This is a genomic window from Symbiobacterium ostreiconchae (genome assembly GCF_055396975.1).
Window position 1 is genome coordinate 537,703 of sequence record NZ_AP042454.1, and the last position, 23,481, is coordinate 561,183.

The 23,481-nt window shown below is 68.9% G+C and carries 22 protein-coding genes; 7 read left to right on the plus strand and 15 right to left on the minus strand.

Features of this window, described 5'->3' with window-relative positions; genetic code table 11:
- The first annotated feature begins 3 nt into the window (after positions 1-3).
- Together sleB and ypeB are read left to right on the plus strand one after the other, a co-directional pair.
- Complete coding sequence (sleB, locus tag ACZ5UM_RS02515; protein WP_464846804.1) at positions 4-684, plus strand: spore cortex-lytic enzyme; 681 nt, start codon at positions 4-6, stop codon at positions 682-684.
- A 13-nt stretch (positions 685-697) separates the two neighbouring features.
- Complete coding sequence (gene ypeB, locus ACZ5UM_RS02520; RefSeq protein ID WP_464846805.1) at positions 698-2,125, plus strand: germination protein YpeB; 1,428 nt, start codon at positions 698-700, stop codon at positions 2,123-2,125.
- A 50-nt stretch (positions 2,126-2,175) separates the two neighbouring features.
- On the opposite strand, the gene ACZ5UM_RS02525 is transcribed toward ypeB, so the two are convergent.
- Both ACZ5UM_RS02525 and ACZ5UM_RS02530 read right to left on the minus strand, forming a co-directional pair.
- A complete protein-coding gene (locus tag ACZ5UM_RS02525) occupies positions 2,176-2,388 on the minus strand; it encodes a hypothetical protein (protein WP_464846806.1) in 213 nt (70 codons plus the stop codon).
- A 61-nt stretch (positions 2,389-2,449) separates the two neighbouring features.
- A complete protein-coding gene (locus ACZ5UM_RS02530) occupies positions 2,450-2,605 on the minus strand; it encodes a hypothetical protein (RefSeq protein WP_464846807.1) in 156 nt (51 codons plus the stop codon).
- 148 nt (positions 2,606-2,753) lie between these two features.
- Between ACZ5UM_RS02530 and ACZ5UM_RS02535 the strand changes: the two genes are divergently transcribed.
- The 4 genes from ACZ5UM_RS02535 to ACZ5UM_RS02550 all read left to right on the plus strand — a co-directional run bounded on the left by ACZ5UM_RS02535 (position 2,754) and on the right by ACZ5UM_RS02550 (position 6,940).
- Positions 2,754-4,364 (plus strand): transposase, encoded by a 1,611-nt coding sequence (locus ACZ5UM_RS02535; protein WP_043713033.1) that lies wholly within the window; start codon positions 2,754-2,756, stop codon positions 4,362-4,364.
- A 205-nt stretch (positions 4,365-4,569) separates the two neighbouring features.
- Positions 4,570-5,256, plus strand: coding sequence for an RNA polymerase sigma factor (locus ACZ5UM_RS02540; RefSeq protein ID WP_464846808.1), 687 nt, complete (start codon positions 4,570-4,572; stop codon positions 5,254-5,256).
- A gap of 20 nt (positions 5,257-5,276) precedes the next feature.
- Positions 5,277-5,846: a cupin domain-containing protein gene (locus ACZ5UM_RS02545; protein ID WP_464846809.1), complete on the plus strand. Its 570-nt coding sequence runs from the start codon at positions 5,277-5,279 to the stop codon at positions 5,844-5,846.
- 239 nt (positions 5,847-6,085) lie between these two features.
- Positions 6,086-6,940 carry a cation diffusion facilitator family transporter gene (locus ACZ5UM_RS02550; protein ID WP_464846810.1) on the plus strand — a complete coding sequence of 285 codons (855 nt, stop codon included), beginning with the start codon at positions 6,086-6,088 and terminating at the stop codon, positions 6,938-6,940.
- Positions 6,941-7,005: 65 nt separating this feature from the next.
- On the opposite strand, the gene ACZ5UM_RS02555 is transcribed toward ACZ5UM_RS02550, so the two are convergent.
- The 6 genes from ACZ5UM_RS02555 to tpx form a co-directional block, all read right to left on the minus strand.
- Complete coding sequence (locus ACZ5UM_RS02555) at positions 7,006-8,619, minus strand: FGGY-family carbohydrate kinase (RefSeq protein WP_464846811.1); 1,614 nt, start codon at positions 8,617-8,619, stop codon at positions 7,006-7,008.
- Between the two features lie 69 nt (positions 8,620-8,688).
- Positions 8,689-10,035, minus strand: a complete 1,347-nt coding sequence (locus ACZ5UM_RS02560) for a GntP family permease (protein ID WP_464846812.1) — start codon at positions 10,033-10,035, stop codon at positions 8,689-8,691.
- A gap of 152 nt (positions 10,036-10,187) precedes the next feature.
- Positions 10,188-11,069: a class II fructose-bisphosphate aldolase gene (locus ACZ5UM_RS02565; protein WP_464846813.1), complete on the minus strand. Its 882-nt coding sequence runs from the start codon at positions 11,067-11,069 to the stop codon at positions 10,188-10,190.
- A 5-nt stretch (positions 11,070-11,074) separates the two neighbouring features.
- On the minus strand, positions 11,075-12,160 hold the full coding sequence (locus tag ACZ5UM_RS02570; RefSeq protein WP_464846814.1) for a 2-hydroxyacid dehydrogenase: 1,086 nt from the start codon (positions 12,158-12,160) through the stop codon (positions 11,075-11,077).
- Between the two features lie 32 nt (positions 12,161-12,192).
- Entirely contained in the window at positions 12,193-13,032 is an 840-nt protein-coding gene (locus ACZ5UM_RS02575) for a MurR/RpiR family transcriptional regulator (protein ID WP_464846815.1), read from the minus strand.
- Between the two features lie 159 nt (positions 13,033-13,191).
- Positions 13,192-13,701 (minus strand): thiol peroxidase, encoded by a 510-nt coding sequence (gene tpx, locus ACZ5UM_RS02580; protein WP_464846816.1) that lies wholly within the window; start codon positions 13,699-13,701, stop codon positions 13,192-13,194.
- A 230-nt stretch (positions 13,702-13,931) separates the two neighbouring features.
- Here tpx and ACZ5UM_RS02585 point away from each other — a divergent pair, with 230 nt between their 5' ends.
- On the plus strand, positions 13,932-16,064 hold the full coding sequence (locus ACZ5UM_RS02585) for a methyl-accepting chemotaxis protein (protein ID WP_464846817.1): 2,133 nt from the start codon (positions 13,932-13,934) through the stop codon (positions 16,062-16,064).
- A 667-nt stretch (positions 16,065-16,731) separates the two neighbouring features.
- On the opposite strand, the gene ACZ5UM_RS02590 is transcribed toward ACZ5UM_RS02585, so the two are convergent.
- The 7 genes from ACZ5UM_RS02590 to ACZ5UM_RS02620 form a co-directional block, all read right to left on the minus strand.
- Positions 16,732-17,724, minus strand: coding sequence for a PD-(D/E)XK nuclease family protein (locus tag ACZ5UM_RS02590; RefSeq protein WP_464846818.1), 993 nt, complete (start codon positions 17,722-17,724; stop codon positions 16,732-16,734).
- Between the two features lie 8 nt (positions 17,725-17,732).
- Positions 17,733-19,754, minus strand: a complete 2,022-nt coding sequence (locus ACZ5UM_RS02595; protein ID WP_464846819.1) for an ATP-dependent helicase — start codon at positions 19,752-19,754, stop codon at positions 17,733-17,735.
- Positions 19,751-21,679: a hypothetical protein gene (locus ACZ5UM_RS02600; protein WP_464846820.1), complete on the minus strand. Its 1,929-nt coding sequence runs from the start codon at positions 21,677-21,679 to the stop codon at positions 19,751-19,753. Before ACZ5UM_RS02600 ends, ACZ5UM_RS02595 begins: the two co-directional genes overlap by 4 nt.
- A gap of 1 nt (position 21,680) precedes the next feature.
- Positions 21,681-21,830, minus strand: a complete 150-nt coding sequence (locus tag ACZ5UM_RS02605) for a hypothetical protein (protein ID WP_464846821.1) — start codon at positions 21,828-21,830, stop codon at positions 21,681-21,683.
- Between the two features lie 12 nt (positions 21,831-21,842).
- Entirely contained in the window at positions 21,843-22,136 is a 294-nt protein-coding gene (locus ACZ5UM_RS02610) for a hypothetical protein (RefSeq protein WP_464846822.1), read from the minus strand.
- Positions 22,137-22,232: 96 nt separating this feature from the next.
- The gene (locus ACZ5UM_RS02615) at positions 22,233-22,511 is read right to left on the minus strand and encodes a TMEM165/GDT1 family protein (RefSeq protein ID WP_464846823.1); all 279 of its coding nucleotides are present in this window, start codon (positions 22,509-22,511) and stop codon (positions 22,233-22,235) included.
- Between the two features lie 81 nt (positions 22,512-22,592).
- Complete coding sequence (locus tag ACZ5UM_RS02620) at positions 22,593-23,477, minus strand: flagellar motor protein MotB (protein ID WP_464846824.1); 885 nt, start codon at positions 23,475-23,477, stop codon at positions 22,593-22,595.
- Between the last annotated feature and the right edge of the window lie 4 nt (positions 23,478-23,481).

The window sequence follows — 23,481 nt, forward strand, 5'->3', positions numbered from 1 at the left end:
CGGATGAGAACGCGCACGCTGGCGGCAGCTCTGCTCGCCGTCATCCTGTTTATCTCCTTCCCCTGGCGCACCGGCGCCGAGACGCGCGCCACCCTGCGCTGGGGCAGCCGGGGAAGCGACGTCTGCCTCGCGCAGCGCCGGCTGAAGGCCTGGGGGTACTACAAGGGCGAGGTGGACTGCATCTTCGGCCGGCTCACCCACGAGGCCGTGACCCTCTTCCAGCGGCGCAACGGGCTGACGGTGGACGGGATCGTCGGCCCCGACACCTGGGCCGCGCTGGGGTACTGGGGCGGCCCGCCCAGCACGGTGGCGGCGGCCGCCGCGGGAACCCGGGAAGCCGACCGGGATCTTCTGGCCCGGGTCGTGTCGGCGGAGGCCAGGGGCGAGCCCTACGAGGGGCAGGTGGCCGTCGCGGCGGTCATCCTCAACCGCGTGCGGGACTCGCGCTTTCCGAACACCATCGCGGGCGTCGTCTACCAGACCCACGCCTTCGAATCGGTGAGCAACGGCACGGTGTACGCCCCGCCCGCGGACAGTGCCGTCCGGGCTGCCCAGGATGCGCTGAACGGCTGGGATCCCTCAGGCGGCGCGCTCTTCTTCTGGAACCCCGCCAAGGCCACCAGCCAGTGGGTCTGGTCGCGGCCCATCATCAAGCAGATCGGCAACCACGTCTTCGCCAAGTGAGAGGGGCGGTCCCATGCATCGTTTCGCAGCCTGGCCACGGGTCGTCACCTGGCTGAGCATCAGCCTCGTCGCCGTCCTGGGCGTCGCCGTCTGGTCGGCGTGGACCGTCAGTCTGAACGAGCACAACCGGCTGCTGGCCAACGCCCTGGAGGCCGAGCGGCAGCGCAGCTTCGTCGACATGGTGCACCACGTCGAGCAGATCCAGGCGCTGCTGGGCAAGGGGCTGGTCACCGGCAGCGAGCGGCAGAACATGCGGTATATGGCCGACGTCCACCGGCACGCGTCGGCCGCGGTGACCGCCTTCTCCTCGCTGCCGCTGCCCACCGAGGTTTCCGCCGCCACCGGCAAGTTCCTGCAGCAGGTGGGCGACTTCGCGTACTCCCTGCTGCGGGACGAGGCGGCCGGGCGGCCGATGACGGAGGCCGAACGGGCCGAGCTGCAGCGCCTGCGCGAGTCCGCCACGGCGCTGCGGGAGCAGCTGAGCACCATGCTGACCCAGTACCACCGGGGCGGTTTCCGGTGGCACCAGCCCGCTCAGCTCTCCTGGCGCACCCTGTTCCGGAGGCCCGATCAGAGCCTGCTGGCGCCGTCGGCCGGGGGCGGGGCAGCCATGGCGGCCGTGCTGGACGGCGGCTGGGCCCAGCTGGCCACCCGTGCGGAGCAGATGCCGACCCTCATCTACAACGGCCCCTTTTCCGACCACGTGAGCGAGACGCCGCCGGCCCTGGCCGGCCCGCCGATCACCCGGGAGGAAGCCGCGGGGCGGCTGACGGCGGTCTTCCCCGAGGCGGCGGCGCACCGCATCGTGGAAGTGGTGGAGAGCGGCGGCAACCTGCCCGCGTACACCTTCCGGCTGGCCCCGGCGGGCAGCCGGGGCAGCGCCTACACGGTCGCGGTATCGCTCACCCGCCAGGGCGGCCACCTGCTGGAGGTGGTGAACGGGCGGGTGGTGGGGAGCCCCAGGCTGGACCTGGATCGGGCCCGCGCCATCGGGCAGGAGTACCTGGCCCGCGCCGGCTACACGGACATGGTGCCCACCTTCGCGCAGATCCAGGACGGCGTCGCCTTCGTCGCCTACGCCCACCGGCAGGGGGAGGTGCTCATCTACCCCGACCAGGCCAAGGTGAAGGTGGCCCTGGACAACGGCGAGGTGCTGGGGATGGACGCCCGCCAGTACCTGACCCACCACCGCCGCCGCAGCCTGCCGAGGCCGCGCCTCTCGGCGGAGGAGGCCAGGCGCCGGCTCAACCCCGCCCTGGAGGTCACCCGGGTGCAGCTGGCCCTGATCCCGGACCAGGCCGGGACGGGCGAGGTGCTCACCTATGAGTTCCAGGGGCAGACGGGCGAGTACATCTACCTGGTCTATATCAACGCCGAGACCGGCGCCGAGGAGCAGATTCTCCAGCTCATCGTGACCGACGGGGGCACCTTCGCCCTGTAGCCGGCGGCGCTGCCCCGGGAACCGGGGCAGCGCCGCAAGCTGCCGAAACCTCATCGGTTTGGGCGCGATCCGGGGCTGTGGGTCTGCGCCTCTTTCTGCGGCAGGGCCGGGTCCTGTCCGGCCCCGAAGGCGGCGACCCCGTGGGGATCGATGCCCAGTTCCTGGGCGACCTCCATGCCCAGCCGCTGGACGGTGAGCCGTCCCAGGGCCGGGTTGTCCGGAGCCGCGTCGCCCGTGGGCGTCACGCGCGGGTCAGGGCTCATGTGCGCTCACCTCCCGCGCGTAGTCTCCCCCGCACCCGGACCCGCTATCGGGCCGGTGCGCTCAGGTCACTCGCACCCAGCGGGTCGGCTGGCCGGTCTGCGGGCAGGGGCCGAACGGGTCGCCTTCGTTGTAATACTGTTTGACGCCCGCGCTGCAGCTGTACGTCCCCGACACCTTGCAGCGTTCGCCGGTGCAGCCCTGCGGCTGGTCGCTCATACGCCCATGCACCTCCCGGCCCTAGCTCAAGTTTCGCGTGAATAACCCGGACTTCGTGCAATGGAAACCCATTGAAAAAGCATCAGTCAGAACCAATGATACATGGTGGGAGTTGCCCCTCTTAAACCACCATGTGGAGGTTCGACTGATGCAGTCTCATGGTACGACACCCAACATCGCTGCGCAAGCCATCAAGTCCACCACCCGACATGGTTTTCTCGTCGCTCTTGGCTGGGTAGCTCAAAGGCTCAACCTGGCTGAGATCCTGAATCGGCACCTGCGCATCAAGCAGAAGACCTACGCCCACACGCCGGTTGACAAGGTGGTCGAGGCGTTGGTTGCCATTCTCGGCAACTGTCGCTACATGAAGGATCTCAACTTCGACCCTGAGCCGCTGGTTGCCGATCCTGCCGTAGCTCAAGCCTGGGGGCAGGAACGCTTTGCTCACTTTTCCACCGTCTGTGCGACCTTCAGCAAGCTGACGGAGGAGAACGTTCAGCAGCTTTCCGACGCACTCGCTGAGATCCAGGCCCCGCTGCTTCAGCAGGAGGTGGCTGCCGTAGCAGGTCCAGACCGCTCCGGAATGGTCATCGTCGACATTGACCTCACCGGCCAGAAGGTTCGGGGCGAGACCAGGCAGTACACCGGTACCGACTTCGGCTACATCCAGGGGAAGTTGGCCCGAGGCTATCAGATCGCAGCCGCCTTCCTCAGCGGGAAGCAGCAGCGCTTTGCCATCGACGGCCTTCTCAAGTCCGGCAAGGCCAACAGCCGTTCCGGCGCCTGCCTGCTCGAACTGATTCCCAGGATCGAAGCCCGGATTGGTCGTCCCCTGCGGCGAGTCGAATGGGTCGAGGCATGCCTGGCTCAGCAGAAGGCTCGGGTCAGGCAGCTGTATCAGCAACTGCAGACGGTATCAGGCAAGGGCAGCGCCCGCCGGAAGCAGAAGCTGCAGCGTGAGTTCCAGGAGGAGGTTCAGCACCTCCGTGAAGTGAACCAGCGACTCCGGCAGTACCGGCAGGAGAATCGGACGAACCTGGCTCCCCTCCGTATTCTGCTGCGAGCTGACAGCGCCTTTGGCACGCCGGAAGTGATCCAGCGCCTGCTGGAACTGGGGTATGAGTTCACCATCAAGTCCTACTCCGGAAGCAACGTCGCCTACAAGCACCTCTTCGACGCTGTACCGGCAGAGAACTGGGTTGAAGTCGAGAAGAACCGGTTTGCCTCCGAAGCCGTTACCGTACCTGGCCCCACTTTGCTCGCACCGTATCCGGTGCGCCTGGTCGCCATGCGCCGCTGGGACGCCGATGGCCGGGAGGTCCGCAGCGTCATCCTGACTACGCTCCAGCCTGAGGAGCTCACCACGACAGAGGTCGTCAAGCTCTACCATGGACGGCAGACCATCGAAGCCGGGTTCCAGGAGTGGAAGGGAACGTTCCACTTTGGTACTCCTCGGCTGCGGAAGTATGAGGCCAACGCCGCCTTCACGCAGCTGGTCTTGTTCGCCTTCAACCTGGTGCGCTGGGCTTGGCGGTTTCTGAGCACGAACTCGCCCAAACTGGCCGAGGCGGGGAGTCGACTCTTGGTACGAGTAGCGGCCCGGTGCCGAGCAACCATTCGGTGCCTCGGCGACACGCTGCGGTTGGTGTTCAGCCGGGGTACTCCCCTGGCTGGAGCTGAGATTACCCTGAACCGGGCCACTCCCTACCCATACGCCCTTTTAACACCACGAATGTCGAGTTGTTCGCGTGAAACTTGAGCTAGTCTGCCCCCGAAACCCGGGCAGCTATCGGCGGGGCTTATGGGTATTCACAGATCTTATACTTGTAGCTTAAAAAAGTCCGGTTTTCTTCTAGCAAACCCTGTTGACTCGGAGCAAACCCCTGTGGTAAAGTTTAATCACAACAAACGATGTTTACCAACCTTACATAGAGAGGCTCGTGATGGAGGGGAGGATCTGCCAGATGGCTGCATCCAACGCTGCACTGTCTGAGGTGCCGGTCACCCGAGTTCCCGAACAGCGGCCGCACCCGGTCGCCGTACCCACCGATGAGGAGCTGGTCGCCGCCTACCTGAAGGGCAACCAGGCGGCGTTTGAGGAGATCGTCCGCCGGTACGAGGACCGGCTTTACCGCCTGTCCTACCGCATGCTGGGGAACCACCACGATGCGCTGGACGCCGTCCAGGAGATCCTGGTCAAGCTGATGGCCGCGCTGCCCAAGTTTGAGGGGCGCTCCCGCTTCGGCACCTGGGTCTACCGGCTGGCGGCCAACACGTGTCTGGACATCCGGCGCAAGCGGGGCCGCACCGCCGCGGAGTCGCTGGAAGCGACCCTGGAGTTCTCGCCGGCCGCCTCGCTGGCCATTCTGGACGACGAACCCGCCGACAACCCCGATCTCTACCTGGAGCAGCAGTACCGGGAGAACGTGGTGCGGGCGGCACTCGACAAGCTGCCGGAGAACCAGCGCCGCCTGCTCGAGCTGCGCGATCTGGAAGACTTCTCCAACAGTCAGGTGGCGGATATGCTGGGCATCGAGGTGGGCGCGCTGAAGGCCCGGCTCCACCGGGCGCGCCAGGCCCTGAAGCGCGTGCTGGACGCCGGCGTCTACGTGCCCGGGTACACCTCGCCCGCGGCCACAGACCTGGCCTGAGTCACCGAGGAGGTGCGCTGATGTCCCTGGGCCACCGCATCCGCCAGACTCGCACGCAAAAGGGCATCACCCTCCAGGAGCTCTCGGAACGCAGCGGCCTTTCCAAGGGCTTCATCTGCCAGCTGGAGAACGACAAGGCCTCGCCCTCGCTGCAGGCCCTCGACCGGCTCTCGGCCGGACTCGGGGTGCCGGTGGCGCTCCTGCTCATCTCCCAGGAAGAGCGGGCGCACGTGGTTCGGGCCAACGCCCGGCAGGGATATTCCATGAGCGGCGACGGGCTGAGCGTGCAGCTGCTCTCGGCGCCGGGGCGCAACCTGAAGATGATGCTGCTGGAGCTGGCGCCCGGGGCCGCCACCGGCGGGGACAACCACGTGCACGAGGGCGAGGAATGCCACCTGGTGCTGGAGGGCACGGTCCGCTACCGGCAGGGGGATGAGGAACTGACCCTCAACGAGGGAGACTCGCTCCACTGGCACGGCTATATCCCCCACCGGGTGGAGAACTGCAGCGACCGGCCGGCCCGCATCCTCTGCGTGACCACCGGAGCCATGGAGCACATGCTGGAGAGCGAGTGCGAGGACGAGGCGTAGGTACTTTCGGCCAGGAGATCTAGTCTCCTGGCCGTATTTCGCGCCCTGGGCGTTGCCGTGATCCGGTTCACATGCTACGATTTGGGTGAGGGACCTGTGCCGCAGTGCGGTGCGGGTCTTGCGTCGTCTTGCGAGAGTTTCCCCAGGGCAACATTCTTGGCTGGGGGAAACCCCGTGCGGTCGCGGATGAACGGGGGTGTACGGCGATCGATACCTCTTCCTCCCGGCAGGCGCAGAGCGTGAAGGGGGCCTGGCTCAGCATCGCCACCTACTGTCTGCTCGCTGCCGTCAAGCTGGTCGTCGGCTGGCTGTCGGGCTCGCAGGCCATCGCCGCCGACGGCGTGAACAACGCCACCGATGTGCTGGGCTCCGTCGCTGTCCTGCTGGGGCTGAAGATCGCGCAGCAGCCGGCCGACAACGAGCACCGGTACGGCCACGAGCGCGCCGAAGGGGTCGCCTCCCTGGTGGTGGCCACCATCATGGGGCTCGCCAGCCTGGAGGTGGGCCGGGGCGCCGTCCTCTCGCTGGTCTCTCCCGGGCGCGCCGCGCCGGAGGCCTGGTCGCTCTGGGTGGCCCTGGGCTCTGCGGCCGTCCTGCTGGCCATCTACGCCTACAACCTCCGGCTGGCCCGCCGCTGCTGCAGCAAGGCCCTGGAAGCGGCAGCCTACGACCATCTCTCCGACGTCTTCATCAGCCTGGGCGCGGCGGCCGGCATCGTCGGCAGCCAGCTGGGCTGGTACTGGGCCGACCCGCTGGCCGGGCTGGCGGTCGCGGCCCTGATTGCCCGGACGGCCTGGTCCATCGGCTCCGACGCCGCGCACATGCTGATGGACGGCTTCGCCGATCAGAAACGCATCGACGCCCTCCACGAGGTCGTCATGGGCGTCGCCGGCGTCACGGGGGTGCAGCGCCTGCGCGCCCGCCTGCTGGGGAGCCGGGTGCACGTGGACGTGACCGTGCTGGTGCCCTGTCACTACAGCATCGTGGAGGCGCACGCCGTGGCCGACCGGGTGGAAGAGGCGCTCATCCGGGTCGACGACGTGCGCGAGGTGCACGTCCACGTGGAACCGGACGTCGCCGCGCAGGCGAAGTAGACCCCAAAAACCATACGGGCAGGGCCGACCCCCCACCGGGTCGGCCCTGCAGTCTTTCCGGGAAGTCACCCCTTCATCTGCTGCAGCCGGGCTTCGAGCGCCGCCGCCCGCTCGTAGACGCCGCCGGCCAGCAGCGCCTGGTATACGGCGTCGTTGAGGGCGACGATCTCCTGGTAGAGCGCGTGACGGTCACGGTCGGGCTCCCGGGCCCGTCCGGGCTCCAGGGCGCTCATGGCCTCAGCCGCGGCGTGGACGTCGGGGTAGGCCCCCACCGCGGTGGCCGCCAGGATCGCGGCCCCCAGCGCGCTGGCCTGCTCCATCTTTCCGGGCACCACCCGGCGGCCGTAGACGTCGGCCTGAATCTGGTTGAACAGGTCTGAGCGCACGGCCCCGCCGCTCACGCGGATCTCGGTGAGCTCGGTCTGGTCGGCCATGAGGTCGGTGATGATCCGGAGGTTCTTGCTGACCTCCATGGCGATTCCCTCGAGCACGGCCCGAACCACGTCGCTCCGCTCGTGACCGAGGGTGAGGCCGAAGATGACGCCCCGCGCCCGGGGGTTCCAGTACGGCGCGGCGCTGCCCGCGAAGTGAGGCAGCAGGATGAGCCCGCCTGCGCCGGGCGCTGACTGGGCGGCCTCCAGGTTCAGCAAATCGTACGGGTCGAGGCCCAGGGTGTCGGCGGCCGACTTCTCCGCCGCAGACAGCTCATCCCGCATCCAGCGGTACACCGAGCCCGAGGTGAAGATGCCCGCCTCGAGAATCCAGGCGCCGGCCACCGCCGAGGCGCTGCAGACCACCCGCTTCTGCGGGTCCCGGTACGGCGAAGCGGTGGCGGCCACCACAAAGGAGCCGGTGCCGGTGGTCACCTTGGCGTACCCGGGGCGGGTCACGCCGAGGCCCAGGGCGGCGCTCTGCTGGTCACCGCCGGCCAGGACCACCGGCGTCCCGGCCGGCAGGCCCAGGCGCCCGGCCGCCTCGCGGGTGAGGGTCCCGGCGACGGAGCCCGGCGGCAGCGGCCGGGGCAGGCGTGCGATGTCGATGCCGAACCGCTCGGCCAGTTCGCCGTCCCAGCGGAACTCGTTGACCCGGAAGAGCATGGTGCGGGATGCCTGCGTCCAGTCGGTCACGAACTCGCCGGTGAGGTAGTTCACGATCAGGTCGTGCACGGTGAGGAAACAGCGGGCCTCGCGGAAGACGTCAGGACGCTGGTCCCGGAACCACATCAGCTTGGGCAGCGAGAAGTACGGATCGATGCGCAGCCCGGTGCGGGCGTAGATCTCGTCGTCCCCCACCGCCTCCTCAATCTCGCGGCACTGGGCCATGGTCCGCTTGTCCTGCCAGAGGATGGCCGGGGCCAGGGGCCGGCCCTGCCCGTCCACGGGCATGATCGTGGCCCGCTGGCTGGTGACGGCGATGGCCTTCACCGCCTCACCGGGTGTGGCGGTCTGCTGCAGGACGGCCGGGATCACGCGGTCGACGGCGTTGAGCCAGGTCTGCGGGTCGTGGTCGATCGTCGTGGGCGTCAGGAAATGGCTGCGGTACTCCTGGTAGGCCATTCCGTGGGGGCGCCCCTGAAGGTCGAACAACATGGCGCGGGCGCCCGTGGTGCCCACGTCGACGGCGAGAACGCGGGCTGCAGGGTCTGCCGCCGGGGTCTGCGTGTTGACTTGCTGCTGCATCTGCAACCTCCACCTCCTGTCAAACCATCCGGCTCCCCGCAGGGAGCGGAGAGCCGGCGAGTGCTCCCATTACAGTCCGGGCAGGATCCCCTGGAAGAGGCTCAGGATCAGTACGAGGATCAGGCAGACCAGGCCGGCCAGCGTGCCGCCCACAGTCCAGGTCTTGAAGGTGTCACGGACTTCAAAGCCGCCGAAGTTGGTGACCACCCAGAAGCCCGAGTCGTTGGGCAGGGAGAGGCCGATGCCGCCGGCGGAGATGGCAAGGGCGACCAGCACGGGCGAGACGCCCAGCTGTGCGACGACCGGACCCAACACCGACGAGGTGGTCACAAGGGCCACGGTGGTGGAGCCCAGAGCCATGCGCAGGATCTGCGAGAAGAGGAAGGCCAGGATGATAATCGGCAGATTCCACGCCTGCATGACCTCCACCAGGTAGTCGCCGATGCCGCTGGCGGAGATGACCGAACCGAAAGCGCCGCCTGCGCCGGTGATCAGCAGGATGGTGCCGCAGGCCTTGACGGCGTTGCTCAGGATGGCGTTGGTCTGCGCCTTGAAGTACGACCGCAGGGTGAACAGGGACGCCAGGACAGCGATGAAGAGGGCGACGTTCTTGTCGCCGAGGAACGCAAACAGGCGCGCGGCGCCCGTGCCGGGGGCCACAGCGGAGACGACCGTGTTGGCCAGGATCAGCACGATGGGCAGGGCGAGCAGGCCGAAGGAAAGGGCGGCGCTGGGCAGGCTCTCGGTGCCCGGTTCCGCAGCGGCCGCGGTCTCCTGCTGGGCCCCGGACGCGTCATCGTCAGACGCCGGGGGAGCGTTGCGGCCGATCCAGCGGCCGTAAAGCACGCCGACGACCAGGATGGCGATCACGGAGATGATGATCGCATAGAGGATGAGCCAGCCCAGGTTGGCCTTCAGGTTCTCGGCCACGACCATGGGGCCCGGGGTGGGCGGCACCACGGCGTGCGTGGTGATCAGGCCGACGGCCAGCGCGGTGATCAGGGTGACCATGGAGATACGGGTGCGCTTGGAGATGTGCCGGATGAGGCTGACCAGGATGACGAACGCCGCATCGAAGAAGACCGGGATGGAAACCACCCAGCCCGTGAGGGCGACGGCCATGACCGCGCGCCGGTCTCCCAGGCGCCGCAGCAGCGAGTCGGCGATGCGCTCGGTGGCCCCGGACGCCGACAGCAGCTCGCCCAGCATCACACCGAGGCCGATCGTGATGCCGATGCCGCCCAGGGTGCTGCCAAACCCGCCGGTAATCGTGCCGGCCAGCTTGTCCAGGCCGATGCCCACCACGAGTCCGGTGGCGATTGCCGTGGCAATCAGCGCCAGGAACGCATCCCACTTCGCCCAGACGATGAGGCCGAAAATCAGGAGCAGCGATCCGAAGAAGATCCACAGTAACATGCAAGGTCCCCCCATGCGTTGCCACTCGGTTTCGGGGATGATCAGGGATCGTTGTGACCAGTTGCCTGCCTCCGGGATGTTCGGGGAACGCGGTCTGTGTTGAGCGCGGCACGGGCGGCGGGACGGCGTGCGCCCTGTGCCGTTCTGCGGGGCTACTCCGCAGCGGCCCTCCCGGCCGCGTTGAACCGGGCGATGTAGTCGGCCATCACCTCCTCCATGGCGGCCACGGCGACCTTGGTAACCTCGGAGAAGTGCACCTTGGGCTTGCGCTCGATCTCCGCGCGGATGCGCCCGACGGCGGCCAGCGAGACCTCGGTATTGACGTTGACCTTGGCCACCCCGCGCGCGATGGATTCCCGCAGAAGTTCGGCAGGCACGCCGGTGCCGCCGTGCAGCACGAGCGGGATGCCCACCCGCTGGCGAATCGCCTCCAGCCGCGGCAGGTCAATGTGGGGATCGCCCTTGTACAGGCCGTGCACGGTGCCCACGGAGACGGCCAGGGCGTCTACCCCGGTCTGAGCGACGAAATCCCGGGCCTGCTCGGGGTCTGTGAGCGCCTCAACGCCGCTGCTGAACTCGTGGCTGGCCTCACCGGCGGCCAGTCCGCCCAGCTCGGCCTCGACCCCCACGCCGCGGGCGTGGGCCGCCTCGACCACCTGGCGCGTGATGCGGACGTTGTCCTCGAAGGGGAGGGCGGAGGCATCGATCATGACGCTGCTGAAGCCGGCCTCAATGGCCTCCTGGCAGAGCGCCGGGTCGTCGCAGTGGTCCAGGTGCAGGCCCAGGGACGGGACACGGTGGCCCCGGGCCTCCTCGGCGGCCACCACCGCCTCAAGGACCGCCCTGGCAAAGGCAGGGCGCATCTGGTCGAAGTACTTGGCCCCGAGCGCCAGGATCAGGGGCGCCCGGTGGGCGACGGCCGAACGGACGGCCGCCGTGATCGACTCACAGTTGTACACGTTGAACGCAGGCACCGCGTACCCGCGCGCCACCGCATCACGGAGCATCGGGCCAAACGGCCTGAGCTGCAGCATCGTCCTTACCTCCCCAGCTCCGCCCGGGCCTGCTTCAGCCAGGCCTGCACCTGAGGCCGCTCGAGGACCTCGGGGTTCATCAGCCCCCTGGACGGCTCGCCGTCCAGGACGCGGGCGATCTCCTGGACCAGCAGGTACGGGGAACGGGTCAGGGCATCCCTCGTGGTGCCCGCGATGTGCGAGGTGAGCGTGACGTTATCCAGCTTCAGCAGCGGGTGGTCCGCCGGGATCGGCTCGACGTCAAACACGTCCAGCGCGGCGCCCGCAATCCGCTTCTCCTGGAGGGCGGCGACCAGGGCGTCGGTGTCCACCAGCCCTGAGCGTGCGGTGTTGATCAGGTAGGCGGTGGGCTTCATCCGGGCGATCTGCTCAGCGCCGATCATGCCCCGGTTCTCCTTGGTCAGCCGGGCGTGCAGCGACACGAAATCGGACTCGGCCATCAGCACGTCCAGATCCACCAACTTGCCGCCGACCGCCGCGACCTCCGCCGGGTCGACGTACGGATCGTAGACCAGCAAGTTGACATCCCAGCCGCGCAGCTTCCGGGCCACCAGATGGCCGATGTAGCCAAAGCCCACGAGCCCGACCGTGCGCCCCCGGAGCTCCGGAATGTGATCTCCGTTGCTGAACTTCTTGGGCCACCCGCCGGCCTTCACCCCGGCGTGCGCCCGGGCGATGTTGCGCGCCTCGGCCAGCATGAGGCCGATGGCGAAGTCGGAGACCGCCTCCGCGTTGCGGCCCATCACGTGGAAGACCAGGATGTCCCGCTCAGTGGCGGCCCTGACATCGACGTTCTCGACGCCGGCCCGGGCCACGCCGATCACCCGCAGGTTGCGGAACGCGTCCATCCCTTCCGCCGAGAAGGGACAGAACAGGCCGATGACCATCTCGGCGTCGGGGTGTTCGCGGAATGCGGGCGGAACCTCCTCCACCGCCGGACCTTGCTGTTCCACCACGAGCCGCCGGTTCTGGAGCCGCCCCCAGTCGGTCTCCCAATCTGCCGTGACACGCTCGCACGAACCCAGCTCTCTCGCTGCCTCCTCGAACCACGACCCGGGAATCATCGCGTCACCGATGCAGAGAACTTTCATGCTGCGACTGCTCCTTTCGCTGGGATTACAGATTATCGCTTGCGCCGTGCCACCGCGAGCCGGGATCGGTTGAGCGCCTCGACGGCGCCGGCCCCCCTCCGGCAGACGGTCACCACATAGAGCGCGTCCAGGACGGCCAGCTGCACGAGCCGGCTCACCATGGCATCGGAACGGTAATGGGTTTCGCGTGCGGCCACCACCAGGGCGACCGGGGCTTCCTGAGCCAGGGTGGAGTTGTGGTAGCCGGTCAGGCCGATGACCTTCTCCGTCCGCGCTTTGGCAAGGCGCATGGCGTCGATGACCTCCACGCTTTCGCCGGAATGGGATATGACAACGACGACATCGTCGGCGTGCAGGTGAGTGGCGATGATGGCCTGCAGGTGGGAATCGGTGCAGGCGACAGACTGGACGCCCAGGCGCAGGAACTTATGCGCAGCATCCATGGCGACGGCGCCCGACGCGCCTGCGCCGATGAAGTAGATGCGCTGGGCCTCGGACAGCCAGAGGGCTGCCCTGTCCAGGGCCTCCTTGTCCAGGAGGCTTCCTGTGGCGTTCAGCGCCTCCACCGTCTGGGCGATCACCTTGGCCAGCACCTGGGCGGGCGAATCGTCAACCAGCACGTCTTCGTAAGCGGCAGACGGCGCCACAGGGGTGGCCTCCTGCGCCAGCGCCACCTTCAGTTCCTGGTAGCTGCTGAAGCCCAGCCGCCGGTAGAAGCGCACGACGGTGGCCTCACTGACGCCGCTGCGCCGGGCCAGCTCACCGATCGACAGGAAGAAGGGTTCGTTCTGTGTCAGCAACACCTTGGCAATCCTGGCCTCCGACTCCGTCATCGATTTCTCCATCACGGCAAGCCGCTCGCGAACACTCACCACTGTTCTCGCCTCCCTGCCATAAAGTTTACTTCGCGAAATCAAATCCATCAAGTAAAATTTACTTTGTGACGAGATTCACATGAAGGTTTCTTTCATCCGTCAGAAAAAAGGCGTCGGGCCGACACTGGGTCGGCCCGACCTGCACGTACCCGCTCCTTACAGCGCCGCCCGCGCCGCCTCCAGAGCCGCCTCGTAGTTGGGCTCCTGGCCCGCTGCCGGCACGTACTCCACGTGGACGATTCTATCGTTCCGGTCGACGACGAAGACCGCCCGGGAGCAGAGCGCCCACTCCTTGATGTAGGTCCCGTACGCCTTGCTGAAGGCGTGGTCGCGGTAGTCCGAGAGCGTGATCACCCGGTCGACGCCGGCGCTGCCGCACCACCGCTTCTGGGCAAATGGCAGGTCGGCCGAGACGGTGAGGATGACGACGTCCTCGCCCAGGCTGGCGGCGGCCTCGTTGAACTTGCGGGTCTGGGTGTCACACACGCCCGTGTCCAGCGAAGGTACCGACGAGATGATGCGCACCTTGCCCGCGAACGAGCGCGAATCAACCGTGGAAAGATCGTTGCCCACGGCGGTGAAGGCCGGGGCCTGATCGCCCACGCGCAGCTCCGGACCGACCAGGGTTACCGCACCCTTGAACTGAAAAGCACCAGCACGTTCCACGGCGGTTCCCTCCAAGTAATCAGATTGGTTTACCCAGTGTTTGGACGCCCCCGGCGGAGGGAAAGTGACGGATCGACACAGGGCACGGGAAGGGACCCGGCGAAGTCGATAATGAAACGACACGGCGTTGTCAATACCTTGAAGTTAGCACACTTTACCATTATACTGTGCTTGCTTGCAATTCCTCGCCGGTTCCCACCGGCCGCATGCACGAGAAAGGGGCTTCTCGGATGAAGTGGACGGTCCAACTCCGCCTGTTCGCGCTGTCCGTGGTGCTGATCGCGCTGGCCGGCTGGGTCGCCGCGTCGGCCAACTGGGGGCTGCAGAACGTCCAGGTGGCCAATGCGGAGAAGGAGGCGGCCCTGGCCCAGATGCTGAAGGCCCAGCAGCTGGAGCGCCAGCTCTCTGAAATGGCCTACGCCGCCTCCGCCTTTACCGCGACCACTGAAGCCAGCCACCGGGATAAGTTTCTGCAGCTGGAAGCCCAGGTGACGGATGGGCTTCGGGCACTGGCAGACTCGGCGGGGGATACCCAGGAGTCCGATCTGGTGGCCGCGGTGCACGGCCAGTTTGACCAGTTCACCGGGTTCGTATCGCGAGTGCTGAGCCGGGAGAGCTTTAATCCGGCAGAAGTCCGGTGGATGAGCAGGTCGCTCCAGAACGAGCGGGCCGCCATCAGCGCTGCGCTGGAGAAACTGGTGGATCACCTCCAGGAGCGCGTGGATGAGACGACCCGCGCCGCCGAGGAAGCGGTTCAGCGCACGCGGATTCTCACCGTCGGCACCACCGGCGCCGCGGTGGTGCTCGGCCTGGCCATCTCGTACCTGATCGCCCGGCGGATTACCCTCCCGGTCCAGGCCCTGGCCCGGGCGGCGCAGCGTATGGCGGAAGGCGACCTCAGCCAGGACGTCACGGCTGCGCTGGCCGGGCTGAAGGGGCGGGACGAGCTGGCCGAGATGGCCCGGAGCTACCACCAGATGGTGAACTACCTCCGGGGGCTGGTGGTGGGCATGCAGGGCACCGTGCAGGCCGGCCTGGAGGTCTCGGGCGACCTGGCGACCACGGCGGACCAGGCGGCGGCCTCTGCCCAGGACGCGGCCCGCGCCGTGACCGTTGTGGCGGAGGGAACGTCGCAGCAGGCCGCCTCGGCCCGCGAGATCAACAGGATGATCGAGGAGCTGCGCCAGGCCGTGCAGCAGATCGCGGCGGGGGCCAGCCGGTCCTCCGCCGACCTGGAGGACGCGTCCGGCCTGCTCCACCGGGCCGCGCAGGACCTGACCCGCATGACCGAGCAGACCGAGCTGGTCGCCAGGGGCGCCCAGGAGGCGGCGCAGATGGCCGCGGAGGGCGCCGGCGCGGTCGCCGAGATGGTGCAGGGGATGGACCGCATCCGGCAGGTGGTGGGCGAGTCGGCGGCCCGCATGGGCGAGCTGGCGGAGGCCTCGGCCCAGATCGGCCAGATCACCGCGGTCATCTCGGAGATCGCCGACCAGACCAACCTGCTCGCACTGAACGCCGCCATCGAGGCGGCCCGGGCCGGCGAGCACGGCCGCGGCTTTGCGGTGGTCGCCGACGAGGTGCGGAAGCTCGCGGAGCGCTCCGCCGCCTCGGCCCGGGAGATCAGCGAGCTGATCGGGCAGATCCAGGCCCGGACCTCGCAGGTCGTGGAGTCGATGAACGTGGGCTCCGCCGAGGTGGAGCAGGGCAGCCAGCTGGCCACACGTTCGGGCGCACGGCTGGAGCAGATCCTGCAGACGGTCACCCGGGCTGCGGAGGATGTGAGCCAGGTCGCCGAGGCCGCCCGCTCGCTGAAGCAGGAAGTGGACGAGGCGATGCAGGCATTCGAGGGCGTCGCCGCGGTGACGGCGGAGAATACCGCCGCCACGGAGCAGATGGCCGCGAGCACGGTCAAGGCGCTCTCCTCCATCTCCTCGATCGTGGATGCGGCGCAGCAGAACGCCGCGGCAGCCGAGCAGGTCTCGGCCGCCATCGAGGAGCTGACGGCGGTCGCCGACGGGGTGGCCAGCCACGCGCAGAGCCTGAACCAGATCGCCCTGTGGCTGAAGGAGCAGGTGGGGAACTTCCGGGTCGGCGGCGAGCCGGCGGATGCGCGCGATTTGCAGGGCGAGGCGGAGAGTGCGGCGCCAGGCGAAGCGCAGCGTAGTGCGCAGGGCAATGACGAGGGTGCAGCGCCGGCCGAAGGCGGGCGTGATTCGCGGGGCGATGGCGAAGATGCAGCGCTGACCGGAGGCGGCCATGATCCGCAGGGCGATAGCGAGGATGCAGCGCTGACCGAAAACGGGCGTGATTCGCAGGACGATAGCGAGGATGCAGCGCCGGCCCAAGGTGGGCGTGTTTCGTAGGGCAATAGGGAGGATGTAGCCCTGGCCGAAGTCGGGCGTAGTGCGCAGGGCAATGACGAGGGCGCAGCGCTGGCTGAAGTCGAACGTGATTCGCAGGGCGACGACGAGCGTGCAGCGCTGGCCGAAGCCGGGCGTGGTGCGCAGGGCGACGACGAGAGCGAAGCCCTGACCCAAGTCGTACGGGCTGCGTGGGGCATGACGAATGTGCAGCGCCGAGCGGGGGTGCGCCCGACACACAGGCGAAGTACATAGGGTGTCAGCGGCGCTCCGTGCGGTTTGACCCGGGGCTTTCCGCTGGGCCCGCCATCGTATGAGTCCAGGACGCTCTCCCAGGGGGGCGTCCTGCTCGCTTCTCCGTTCTGGTCAGTGCGGCCCTGGCCCGCAGCGGTGGCATGAATGTGCACTTTCGTGAAACCCGCGCCCTGTGCGCTTTTGCCGGCCCGTGAGCCCGGAAACGCTTGCGGCGCAAGGACTCGACGAAAGTGCACATTCGTTCCCATCATGCGTGCCCGGTCTGCGTCTCACCCCGGAACACCGAAATGTCGGGGACGCCGGGCGCGAACAGCGGCAAGACTTCCACCTGGCCGACGGGTATCCCAATAGCAAGGGAAACAGGGGGCACCACCCCCTGTCTCCCGTTGGCCATCATCCAGAGGTCCCTGCGCACTCACGGCAGCGGCAGGTCGGCCATGCCGTCGAACCCGACGTCGGGTACTTCTTGAGGCCCCTCCTCCTCCACCGGTCCATCCGCACCCCGGACAGGCTCCGACGCCCACGCAGCCAGCGGGCCGTGGCAGAGCTGCCCGTACTCGCAGCGGGCGCAGATGCGGGAGTCGCCGGTGGGCCGGAAGCCATCCGGCGGCGTGGCCAGGATCTCCGCCACCACCTCTCGCAGCCGCCTGCCGTCCTCCTCGAACTGGGCCCGGCTGTACGGGATCCGCACCTCCCGCCCCCCTCGCAGCGGGTTCCAGTAGACCATCGCCACGCGGTCGGGGTCGAAGGCGCCGCCCGGGGCGTAGGGGCCACCCGCCGCGCAGAGGACGTAGCGGTAGACCATCGTCTGAAAGGCGCTCTCCAGCCGGGCCCGGGGCGGCATGTGCCGCAAGGTCTTCCAGTCGTAGATCGTCGCCTGCCCGTCGGGCGCCACCACCACCAGATCGAACTTCGCCATCAGCCGGAGGACGGTGCGAGTCGGCGGTGCAGGATGGTCGGGCTGCCCGCCCTGAACCCGCCCGCCGGCCGGGGCGGAGGCGCCCGATCGTGCCCGGGAACCAGCCGGAACCGGCAGAGCCGGAGGGCTCCCGGGGTCATCGGGCGCCAGCGCCTGGGTCTCGCAGAGCCGCAGCTCCAGCTCCGGGTAGTAGGTGTACTCCGGACGCCGTGGGAGGTAGCGGCGAAGCATATCCATCCATCCCATCAGCTCCGCCCGATCCGCGGGGTCGCCCAGGGTGCCGGGCTCCATTCCGCTGAAGTAGCGGCGGGCCATCAGGTGGAAGCGCTCGCCCTGAAGCAGGGCCCGCTGCTCGTCAGGGTCGTCCGGCCCGCCCGTAAGGTAGAGGCCGTCGATGTACCGCCGCCGGAAGCGAAGCGGACACTCCGAGTACAGCCGGAGGGCGAGGGCGCTGAACGGCCGCTCGTGCAAGGGAATCAACTGCGCCACCGACCCGGTCACCTCCTCGCCTGGATAAACTGCCGGAGGCGGACCACCGCCGGCGGGGGCGAGGTGTCGTACCCCCGCTCGGTGCGCCAGTGGTAAGAGAGCATCAGGTTGCGGCGGGCCCGGGTGATGGCCACGTAGAGCAGGCGGATCTTCTCACCGATCTGCTCCCGCTTATGCGCCGCCACGGGATCGTCGGGAACCCCGGGCGCGCCGGTGAGCCGGTCCAGCAGGGCCAGCGCCCGCGCCTCGGGATTGACCTGCCCGGGCACCAGCGACCACAGCTCCGACAGCGTCCGGTCCCGCAGCCCGCCGGTGAAGAACCCACGGGTCAGGCCGGCGACGTACACCGTATCCCACTCCAGCCCCTTGGCGGCGTGGCAGGTGACCACGTAGACGGCGCCCGGCCGGGGTTCGAACCCCTGACGGTCGTAGAGCGCGTCGGCCAGCCACCCGGCCCGGCCGAGGGCGTCGGTCAGCTCCCGGGCCACGTCGCCGGGGCCATAGAGGGGCGCCTCTTCCAGGATGCGCCGGGCCCGCACGGCCAGGTACTGCGCCAGGGCCAGGTCCTCGCCGGAGAGGCGCAGGTCGGCCGCCATGCGCAGCAGGAGGACGTCCGCCGGCTGCGCGGCATCCGCCAGCCAGCCCTCGAGATACGGCTCCAGGCGGGCGGCCGCCGCACGCCGCTCGGGCAGGTGGGGCGCCGCCAGGAAGGCCAGGGCGGCCAGCAGGTCCGACCCTGTCCGCAGCCGCTCCAGGGGCGCCGTCCTGCCCACCGGGACCGCCGGGGCTTCCAGGGCGCGCAGGTGCGAAAGCATCCGGTCCACCATGGCGTTCGTAGGCAACAGCACGCCCACTGTCGCATCGGGGTAGCGCCGCACCGACCGGGCGGCCAGGGCGGCGATCTTCTCCATCTCCTCGTCGTAGGTGGGGAAGTCCCGGACCAGGACCCGCCGGCCCTCCGGCTCCGGGTTCTGCTGCCCCATCCCCTTCGGGACACGCTGGATGAACTGTGGCTCCAGCGCGTCCCGGCAGCCGGGCTCGGGGTAGTCCTGCCGGGTCCAGCGGACCAGCTCGTTGGCGAGATCGATGATCTCCTGGCTGGAGCGGCCGGCCATCGTGAGGGGCCGGACGGTCACCCCCGGCTCCCGCACAAAGGCACGGAAGAGCGCTGGCTCGGCCGTGGTAAAGCTGCCCATGATCGCCTGGTTGGGGTCGCCCACCCGGACGAAGTTGCCGCCGGGGCCGGCCAGGAGGCGGAGCACCTGCTCCTGGAGCCGGTACGAGTCCTGCGCCTCGTCTTCAAAGATGTATGTCCAGCGCTGCCGGAGCCGCTGCAGCAGGTCCGGCTCGGCGGTCAGGAGCCGGTGGGCCCCCAGCATCATGTCGTCGAAATCCACCAGCCCCTCGCGGGCCAGGGCCCGCTGGTAGTCCCGGTAGACCTGCGCCGCCCAGCGGAGGGGCTCGGTGTCCGCAAGCCGCTCGGTAAGCGCCAGGGCGTCGTCCGGGGAAAGCTGCCGGGCCTTGAAGGCCTGGATCAGCCGACCCACAAGCTCCGGGGTCCGCTCTGCCCAGCGCGCCCGCGCCTGCTCGCGGTTGTGGGCGTCTTCCCGGATCAGCGACTCCCAGATGTCCCGGTGTGCGCGTATCCACCGGTCGGTGAGGGCGCTCATGAGGCTGATGCGGCGCACGTCGTCCAGCACGGCGAACGTATCCGGCCAGCCGATGGCTTCCGGCCGCTCCCGGACGATCTGCACGGCCAGGGAGTGGATGGTGCGCACCTCGAAACCCGCTCGGGGCAGCTGCCGTGCCTCCAGGAACTGGCCGATGCGGTTCTTGAAGTTGCCCACCGCTGAGTTGGTGTAGGTAACGATCAGGATCCGGCCGGGGAGGTGGCGCCCCTCGGCGATGAGGTCCGCGGCCAGGTAGGCCAGCACGGTGGTCTTGCCCGCACCGGGAACGGCCGGCACCGCCATGTAACCGCCCCGGTACTTGACCACGTCTTCCTGGTCGGGCCGCAGGGTGAAGGTCATGCCCACAGCCCCCCTTCCTGCTCCTGGATCCACGGGCTGAGGGCGGCCGACGCCGTGATCACCCGGCCGGTGCAGCGGCGCAGGAGGGCGCGCACGATGCGGTCCCTGGCCGCTTCCCGCACCCGGCGGGAGTCGGCGTCGGTCCAGGGGGCGCCATCCGGCCAGGTGGGATCCAGCACGTGGGGGTTGGCCAGCTCGGACACGCCGGCGGGCCGCCACCCGGGCGAGGAGACGTCGAGCCAGACCTGCACGGCCGAGGTCAGCCGGCGGCTCAGGTACGCCTGAGGCGTGGCCAGCAGCACGGCGCCGCCGTCCCCTTCGGCTTCGCCGGGCCAGAGCGGCGCGGTCGCCTCGGTGAGCAGCGGCCGGTAGGCGGGACCGAAGGGGCCGGTGCCGCCGGGATCCGCTGCGACGTCAGACCGCTGGGCCGCCAGGCGGAAATCCGTCGCAACACGGAGCAGCTGGCGGCACGCGTCAACGGCCGCGGGCGGCAGGTCGGGCCGCAGGGGAAGGAGCAGCTCCAGCAGGACCGCCCGGATGAAGGTATCGGTCTGCCACGTCTTGCGGCGGGCCGCCCGCAGCCAGGCATAAAGCAGCCGATACGGGCCCGGGTGGTCGGCGGGATCGGGCAGGTCGCCCTCCGCCGCCCAAAGCGCCTCGCCGAGGTGAGCGGCGGCGATGGGATCGAGGCCGAACAGCACCCGGACAGCGTCGATGTACGGGCTCGGCGACGGCCAGGGCGGGCGCCACGCGGGGACGGCCAGGCCGGCCAGGGCGACGATGGCCCGCACGGCGGGCTCGTCCAGCAGCCGCCGGGTCGGGACGACAGGCTGCAGGGGGATCCCGCGGGCCGCCAGGGCCTGGCCCAGCGCGGTGGCCAGCAGGTGGTCGACCCGGGGGGCGATCACGGCGATCTCCCCGGGAGGCAGGCCCTCGGCCGCCAGATCGGCCACCGCTTCGGCCGCACGGGCGACCATGTCGCCCCAGAACTCGGCCGCGAGGTGCACCGGGCCGGGCGGCGCGGGCAGCCCGGGCGGACCTGCTGCCGCCTGGGCCTCACGAATCTGCGCCAGCCGGGCGTCGAGGTCGGGCGCGGGGTCCGGCAGCACGACGCGGTCCGCCCCGGCGAAGCGGGCCAGGACCTCGGCCGCGGCCGAACCGTACAGGATGCCGTGGCCGCCGTCCGGATCGATGGTCAGCACGGCCTCCTCCACCGCCTCCGCCATGGCCGCGATGAACGCCCGCTCCGCAGGGGCGGCCTCTTCAAGGTCGTCCACCAGGAGCCGGCAGAACCGGCCCCGCAGGAACGCGCGGTAACCGGGAGCGGGCAGGAGGGTCTCGGAAAAGAGCGTGAGTGCGAGGCCGTAATCCAGCAGGCCTGACGCCAGCAGGCGGGTCCGGTGCTGCTCCAGCAGCGCCGCCACCTGGCTGTAGACCAGCCGCTTCTCCGGTCGGTCGGCCTCGGCCATGCGCCGAACCGCCTGCCCCGGCGCGATCCCGGCCGCGGCGGCGGCCCGGTCGACCCGGGTAAGCAGCTGCATCGCCAGCCGCTCGGGGGTGGTCTTCACCACGTCGCCAAAGAGAGTGTAGTAGGGCTCCAGGAGCGCCTGCAGCAGGTAGCGCTCGACGGTGAGGGGCAGAAACACGGGCGCGAGCCAGCGGCGTGCCGGCGGGAGCTGCGCCTGCACGGTCGGCCAGTGGAGCGTGAGCTCCTGCCGGACGAAGCCATAGAAGTCGTGGACCTCGATGGCGCCGCTGGCGGGCAGGTCGAGACCGCGACGCCACGGGGCGGTCTGCTCCGCCCCGTGGGTGAGGATGAGGATCTGATCGGTGCGCACGCCTTGCTGCAGCCAGTGCAGGCAGCGCTCACGCAGCGCCGCCGTCTTCCCGGACCGGGCCGGCCCGATGATCAGCGTAACCGCCATGCTACACCCGCACGTCGATCCGGGTGCCCTTGTGGGGCTCCGGGCTGCTGAGGGCGGCCTTCAGGACCTGCTGCACGTGGTTCTGCGCGGCCCGCATGATCTGCTTCATCGCCCAGATGTTCACCACCTGATGGACCGGCGCGACCTTCACGCCGACACCTCCCTAGCGCGTAAACGCCTTGTAGACGTAGTAGATCCCCAGCGCCAGCAGGATGAGCGGAGCCAGGCGGAACAGCATGGCGAAGCCGAAGACCACAGTGCGGGCGGCCAGGCCGGCGAAGGCGAGCAGGACGAAGATGACGGCGGCGACGTACCCGCCGCGGCCCAGCCACCCGGCCTTGACCGCGAAGGCCAGCCCGGCCGCGATGAGCAGGAACAGCCATGCGCTGGACATGGTGAAGCGGAACACGGCCAGGAGGCCGATGAGGACCAGGACGAGGCCGATGAGCTTGTTCATGCGTGCGATCAACCCCTTCGTATGGGAGACGCCGGGGAGGGAGAAGAAGTTCGCGGGGCGGGAGAATCGAAAGGGCCGTCCCGGCGGGACGGCCGCTCAGCCGCGTAGCGAACGATAGACCAGCATGGCCCCGATCATCATGAACATCATCCCGGTACCGAAGCGGAGGTACCGGACGGGGATATGGCGTAGGAAACTGTCGCCCGCGACCACGGCGACCAGCGAGGACGCAATCAGCGCCCCGGCCGCGCCGAGGAAGATCATGTGCGGAGCCTTGGATCTGGCGGACAGGGACATGACCATGAGCTGGGTCTTGTCGCCGAGTTCGGCGAGGAAGATGATGGCGAAGGTCGCGAGGGCGGACTTCCATTCCAACGCGGGCTCCCCCCTGTGTGCCCGTGGACGGGCTCATAGGAGGATATGGGGGGGACGCCCCGGGCATGACCGCCGCCCGCGTTATCTGGCCTTGCGCGCGACGATAATCGTCACCCGGTCCGTGGCGGTCTCCGCGTCGCCGTAACCGAAGTAGACGAAATTTCCGCCGGGCAGGCCGGCCGTCTCGGTAAAGTACCGCACCACGGCGCCCGCACGGAGGGCAGCCAGTTCGAACGCCTCGGCGCTGCCCGGATCGTGGGTCGCGTCGGCCGTGCCGTTTACCATGATGGGGAGTTCGACCCCTGCCAGCTTCCCGGCAATTTCATTCAGCGTATCGTGGGCTTCACGCCGGATCGCATACTCGCCCGGGTCAAACAGCAGGCTGCCGGCAACGCTCAGAACAATGCCCCGCTCCTCCAACGCCACAGAGAGCAGGCCGGTCTTCACGCCCGGCATGGCCCGGAACACCTCGGCCACCTCTTCCATCTCGTCCACTTCCACCACAGGCTCCACAACGGGAGTGGAAGCAGGCTCAGGAGCCGTCCAGACGCCGGTGGAGTCTTCCGCCGGCTGTGCCTCTTCAGGGGGCGGCTCCACGGGCGGAACCGGTGCGATCTCGGCGGGCTCCTCTTCCGGCGGCGCGATGAGGTGCGCCGGCCAGTCCGGCACGTCTGGCAGATTGCCCGGCCGCTCCGGCGCGATGATGGGCAGGGCTGTGCCCGGCAGACTGCGCGTGGGCAGCGGCGGAATGTCGGGTCCCGCCACGCCGAGGGCCTGCCCCAGCGACCTGGCAAGGCTCTGGTACTTAGCGGTGTCGACGCGCGCGAAAGAGAACATGACCACAAACACGATGAACATGAGGGTCATGAAGTCGGCGTAGGAAACCATCCAGCGCGCGGTGCCGCCGCCGTGCCCCCCGCCACCGCCGTGCTCTTCTTCGACCAGGGCCTTGTTGTTACGGGCCATTCAG

Bases quoted from the DNA above. Each gene is read 5' to 3' on its own strand.
- sleB (WP_464846804.1), top strand. From the start codon at position 4: ATGAGAACGCGCACGCTGGCGGCAGCTCTGCTCGCCGTCATCCTGTTT.
- ypeB (WP_464846805.1), top strand. From the start codon at position 698: ATGCATCGTTTCGCAGCCTGGCCACGGGTCGTCACCTGGCTGAGCATC.
- ACZ5UM_RS02525 (WP_464846806.1), bottom strand. From the start codon at position 2,388: ATGAGCCCTGACCCGCGCGTGACGCCCACGGGCGACGCGGCTCCGGAC.
- ACZ5UM_RS02530 (WP_464846807.1), bottom strand. From the start codon at position 2,605: ATGAGCGACCAGCCGCAGGGCTGCACCGGCGAACGCTGCAAGGTGTCG.
- ACZ5UM_RS02535 (WP_043713033.1), top strand. From the start codon at position 2,754: ATGCAGTCTCATGGTACGACACCCAACATCGCTGCGCAAGCCATCAAG.
- ACZ5UM_RS02540 (WP_464846808.1), top strand. From the start codon at position 4,570: ATGGCTGCATCCAACGCTGCACTGTCTGAGGTGCCGGTCACCCGAGTT.
- ACZ5UM_RS02545 (WP_464846809.1), top strand. From the start codon at position 5,277: ATGTCCCTGGGCCACCGCATCCGCCAGACTCGCACGCAAAAGGGCATC.
- ACZ5UM_RS02555 (WP_464846811.1), bottom strand. From the start codon at position 8,619: ATGCAGCAGCAAGTCAACACGCAGACCCCGGCGGCAGACCCTGCAGCC.
- ACZ5UM_RS02560 (WP_464846812.1), bottom strand. From the start codon at position 10,035: ATGTTACTGTGGATCTTCTTCGGATCGCTGCTCCTGATTTTCGGCCTC.
- ACZ5UM_RS02565 (WP_464846813.1), bottom strand. From the start codon at position 11,069: ATGCTGCAGCTCAGGCCGTTTGGCCCGATGCTCCGTGATGCGGTGGCG.
- ACZ5UM_RS02570 (WP_464846814.1), bottom strand. From the start codon at position 12,160: ATGAAAGTTCTCTGCATCGGTGACGCGATGATTCCCGGGTCGTGGTTC.
- ACZ5UM_RS02585 (WP_464846817.1), top strand. From the start codon at position 13,932: ATGAAGTGGACGGTCCAACTCCGCCTGTTCGCGCTGTCCGTGGTGCTG.
- ACZ5UM_RS02595 (WP_464846819.1), bottom strand. From the start codon at position 19,754: ATGACCTTCACCCTGCGGCCCGACCAGGAAGACGTGGTCAAGTACCGG.
- ACZ5UM_RS02600 (WP_464846820.1), bottom strand. From the start codon at position 21,679: ATGGCGGTTACGCTGATCATCGGGCCGGCCCGGTCCGGGAAGACGGCG.
- ACZ5UM_RS02610 (WP_464846822.1), bottom strand. From the start codon at position 22,136: ATGAACAAGCTCATCGGCCTCGTCCTGGTCCTCATCGGCCTCCTGGCC.
- ACZ5UM_RS02620 (WP_464846824.1), bottom strand. From the start codon at position 23,477: ATGGCCCGTAACAACAAGGCCCTGGTCGAAGAAGAGCACGGCGGTGGC.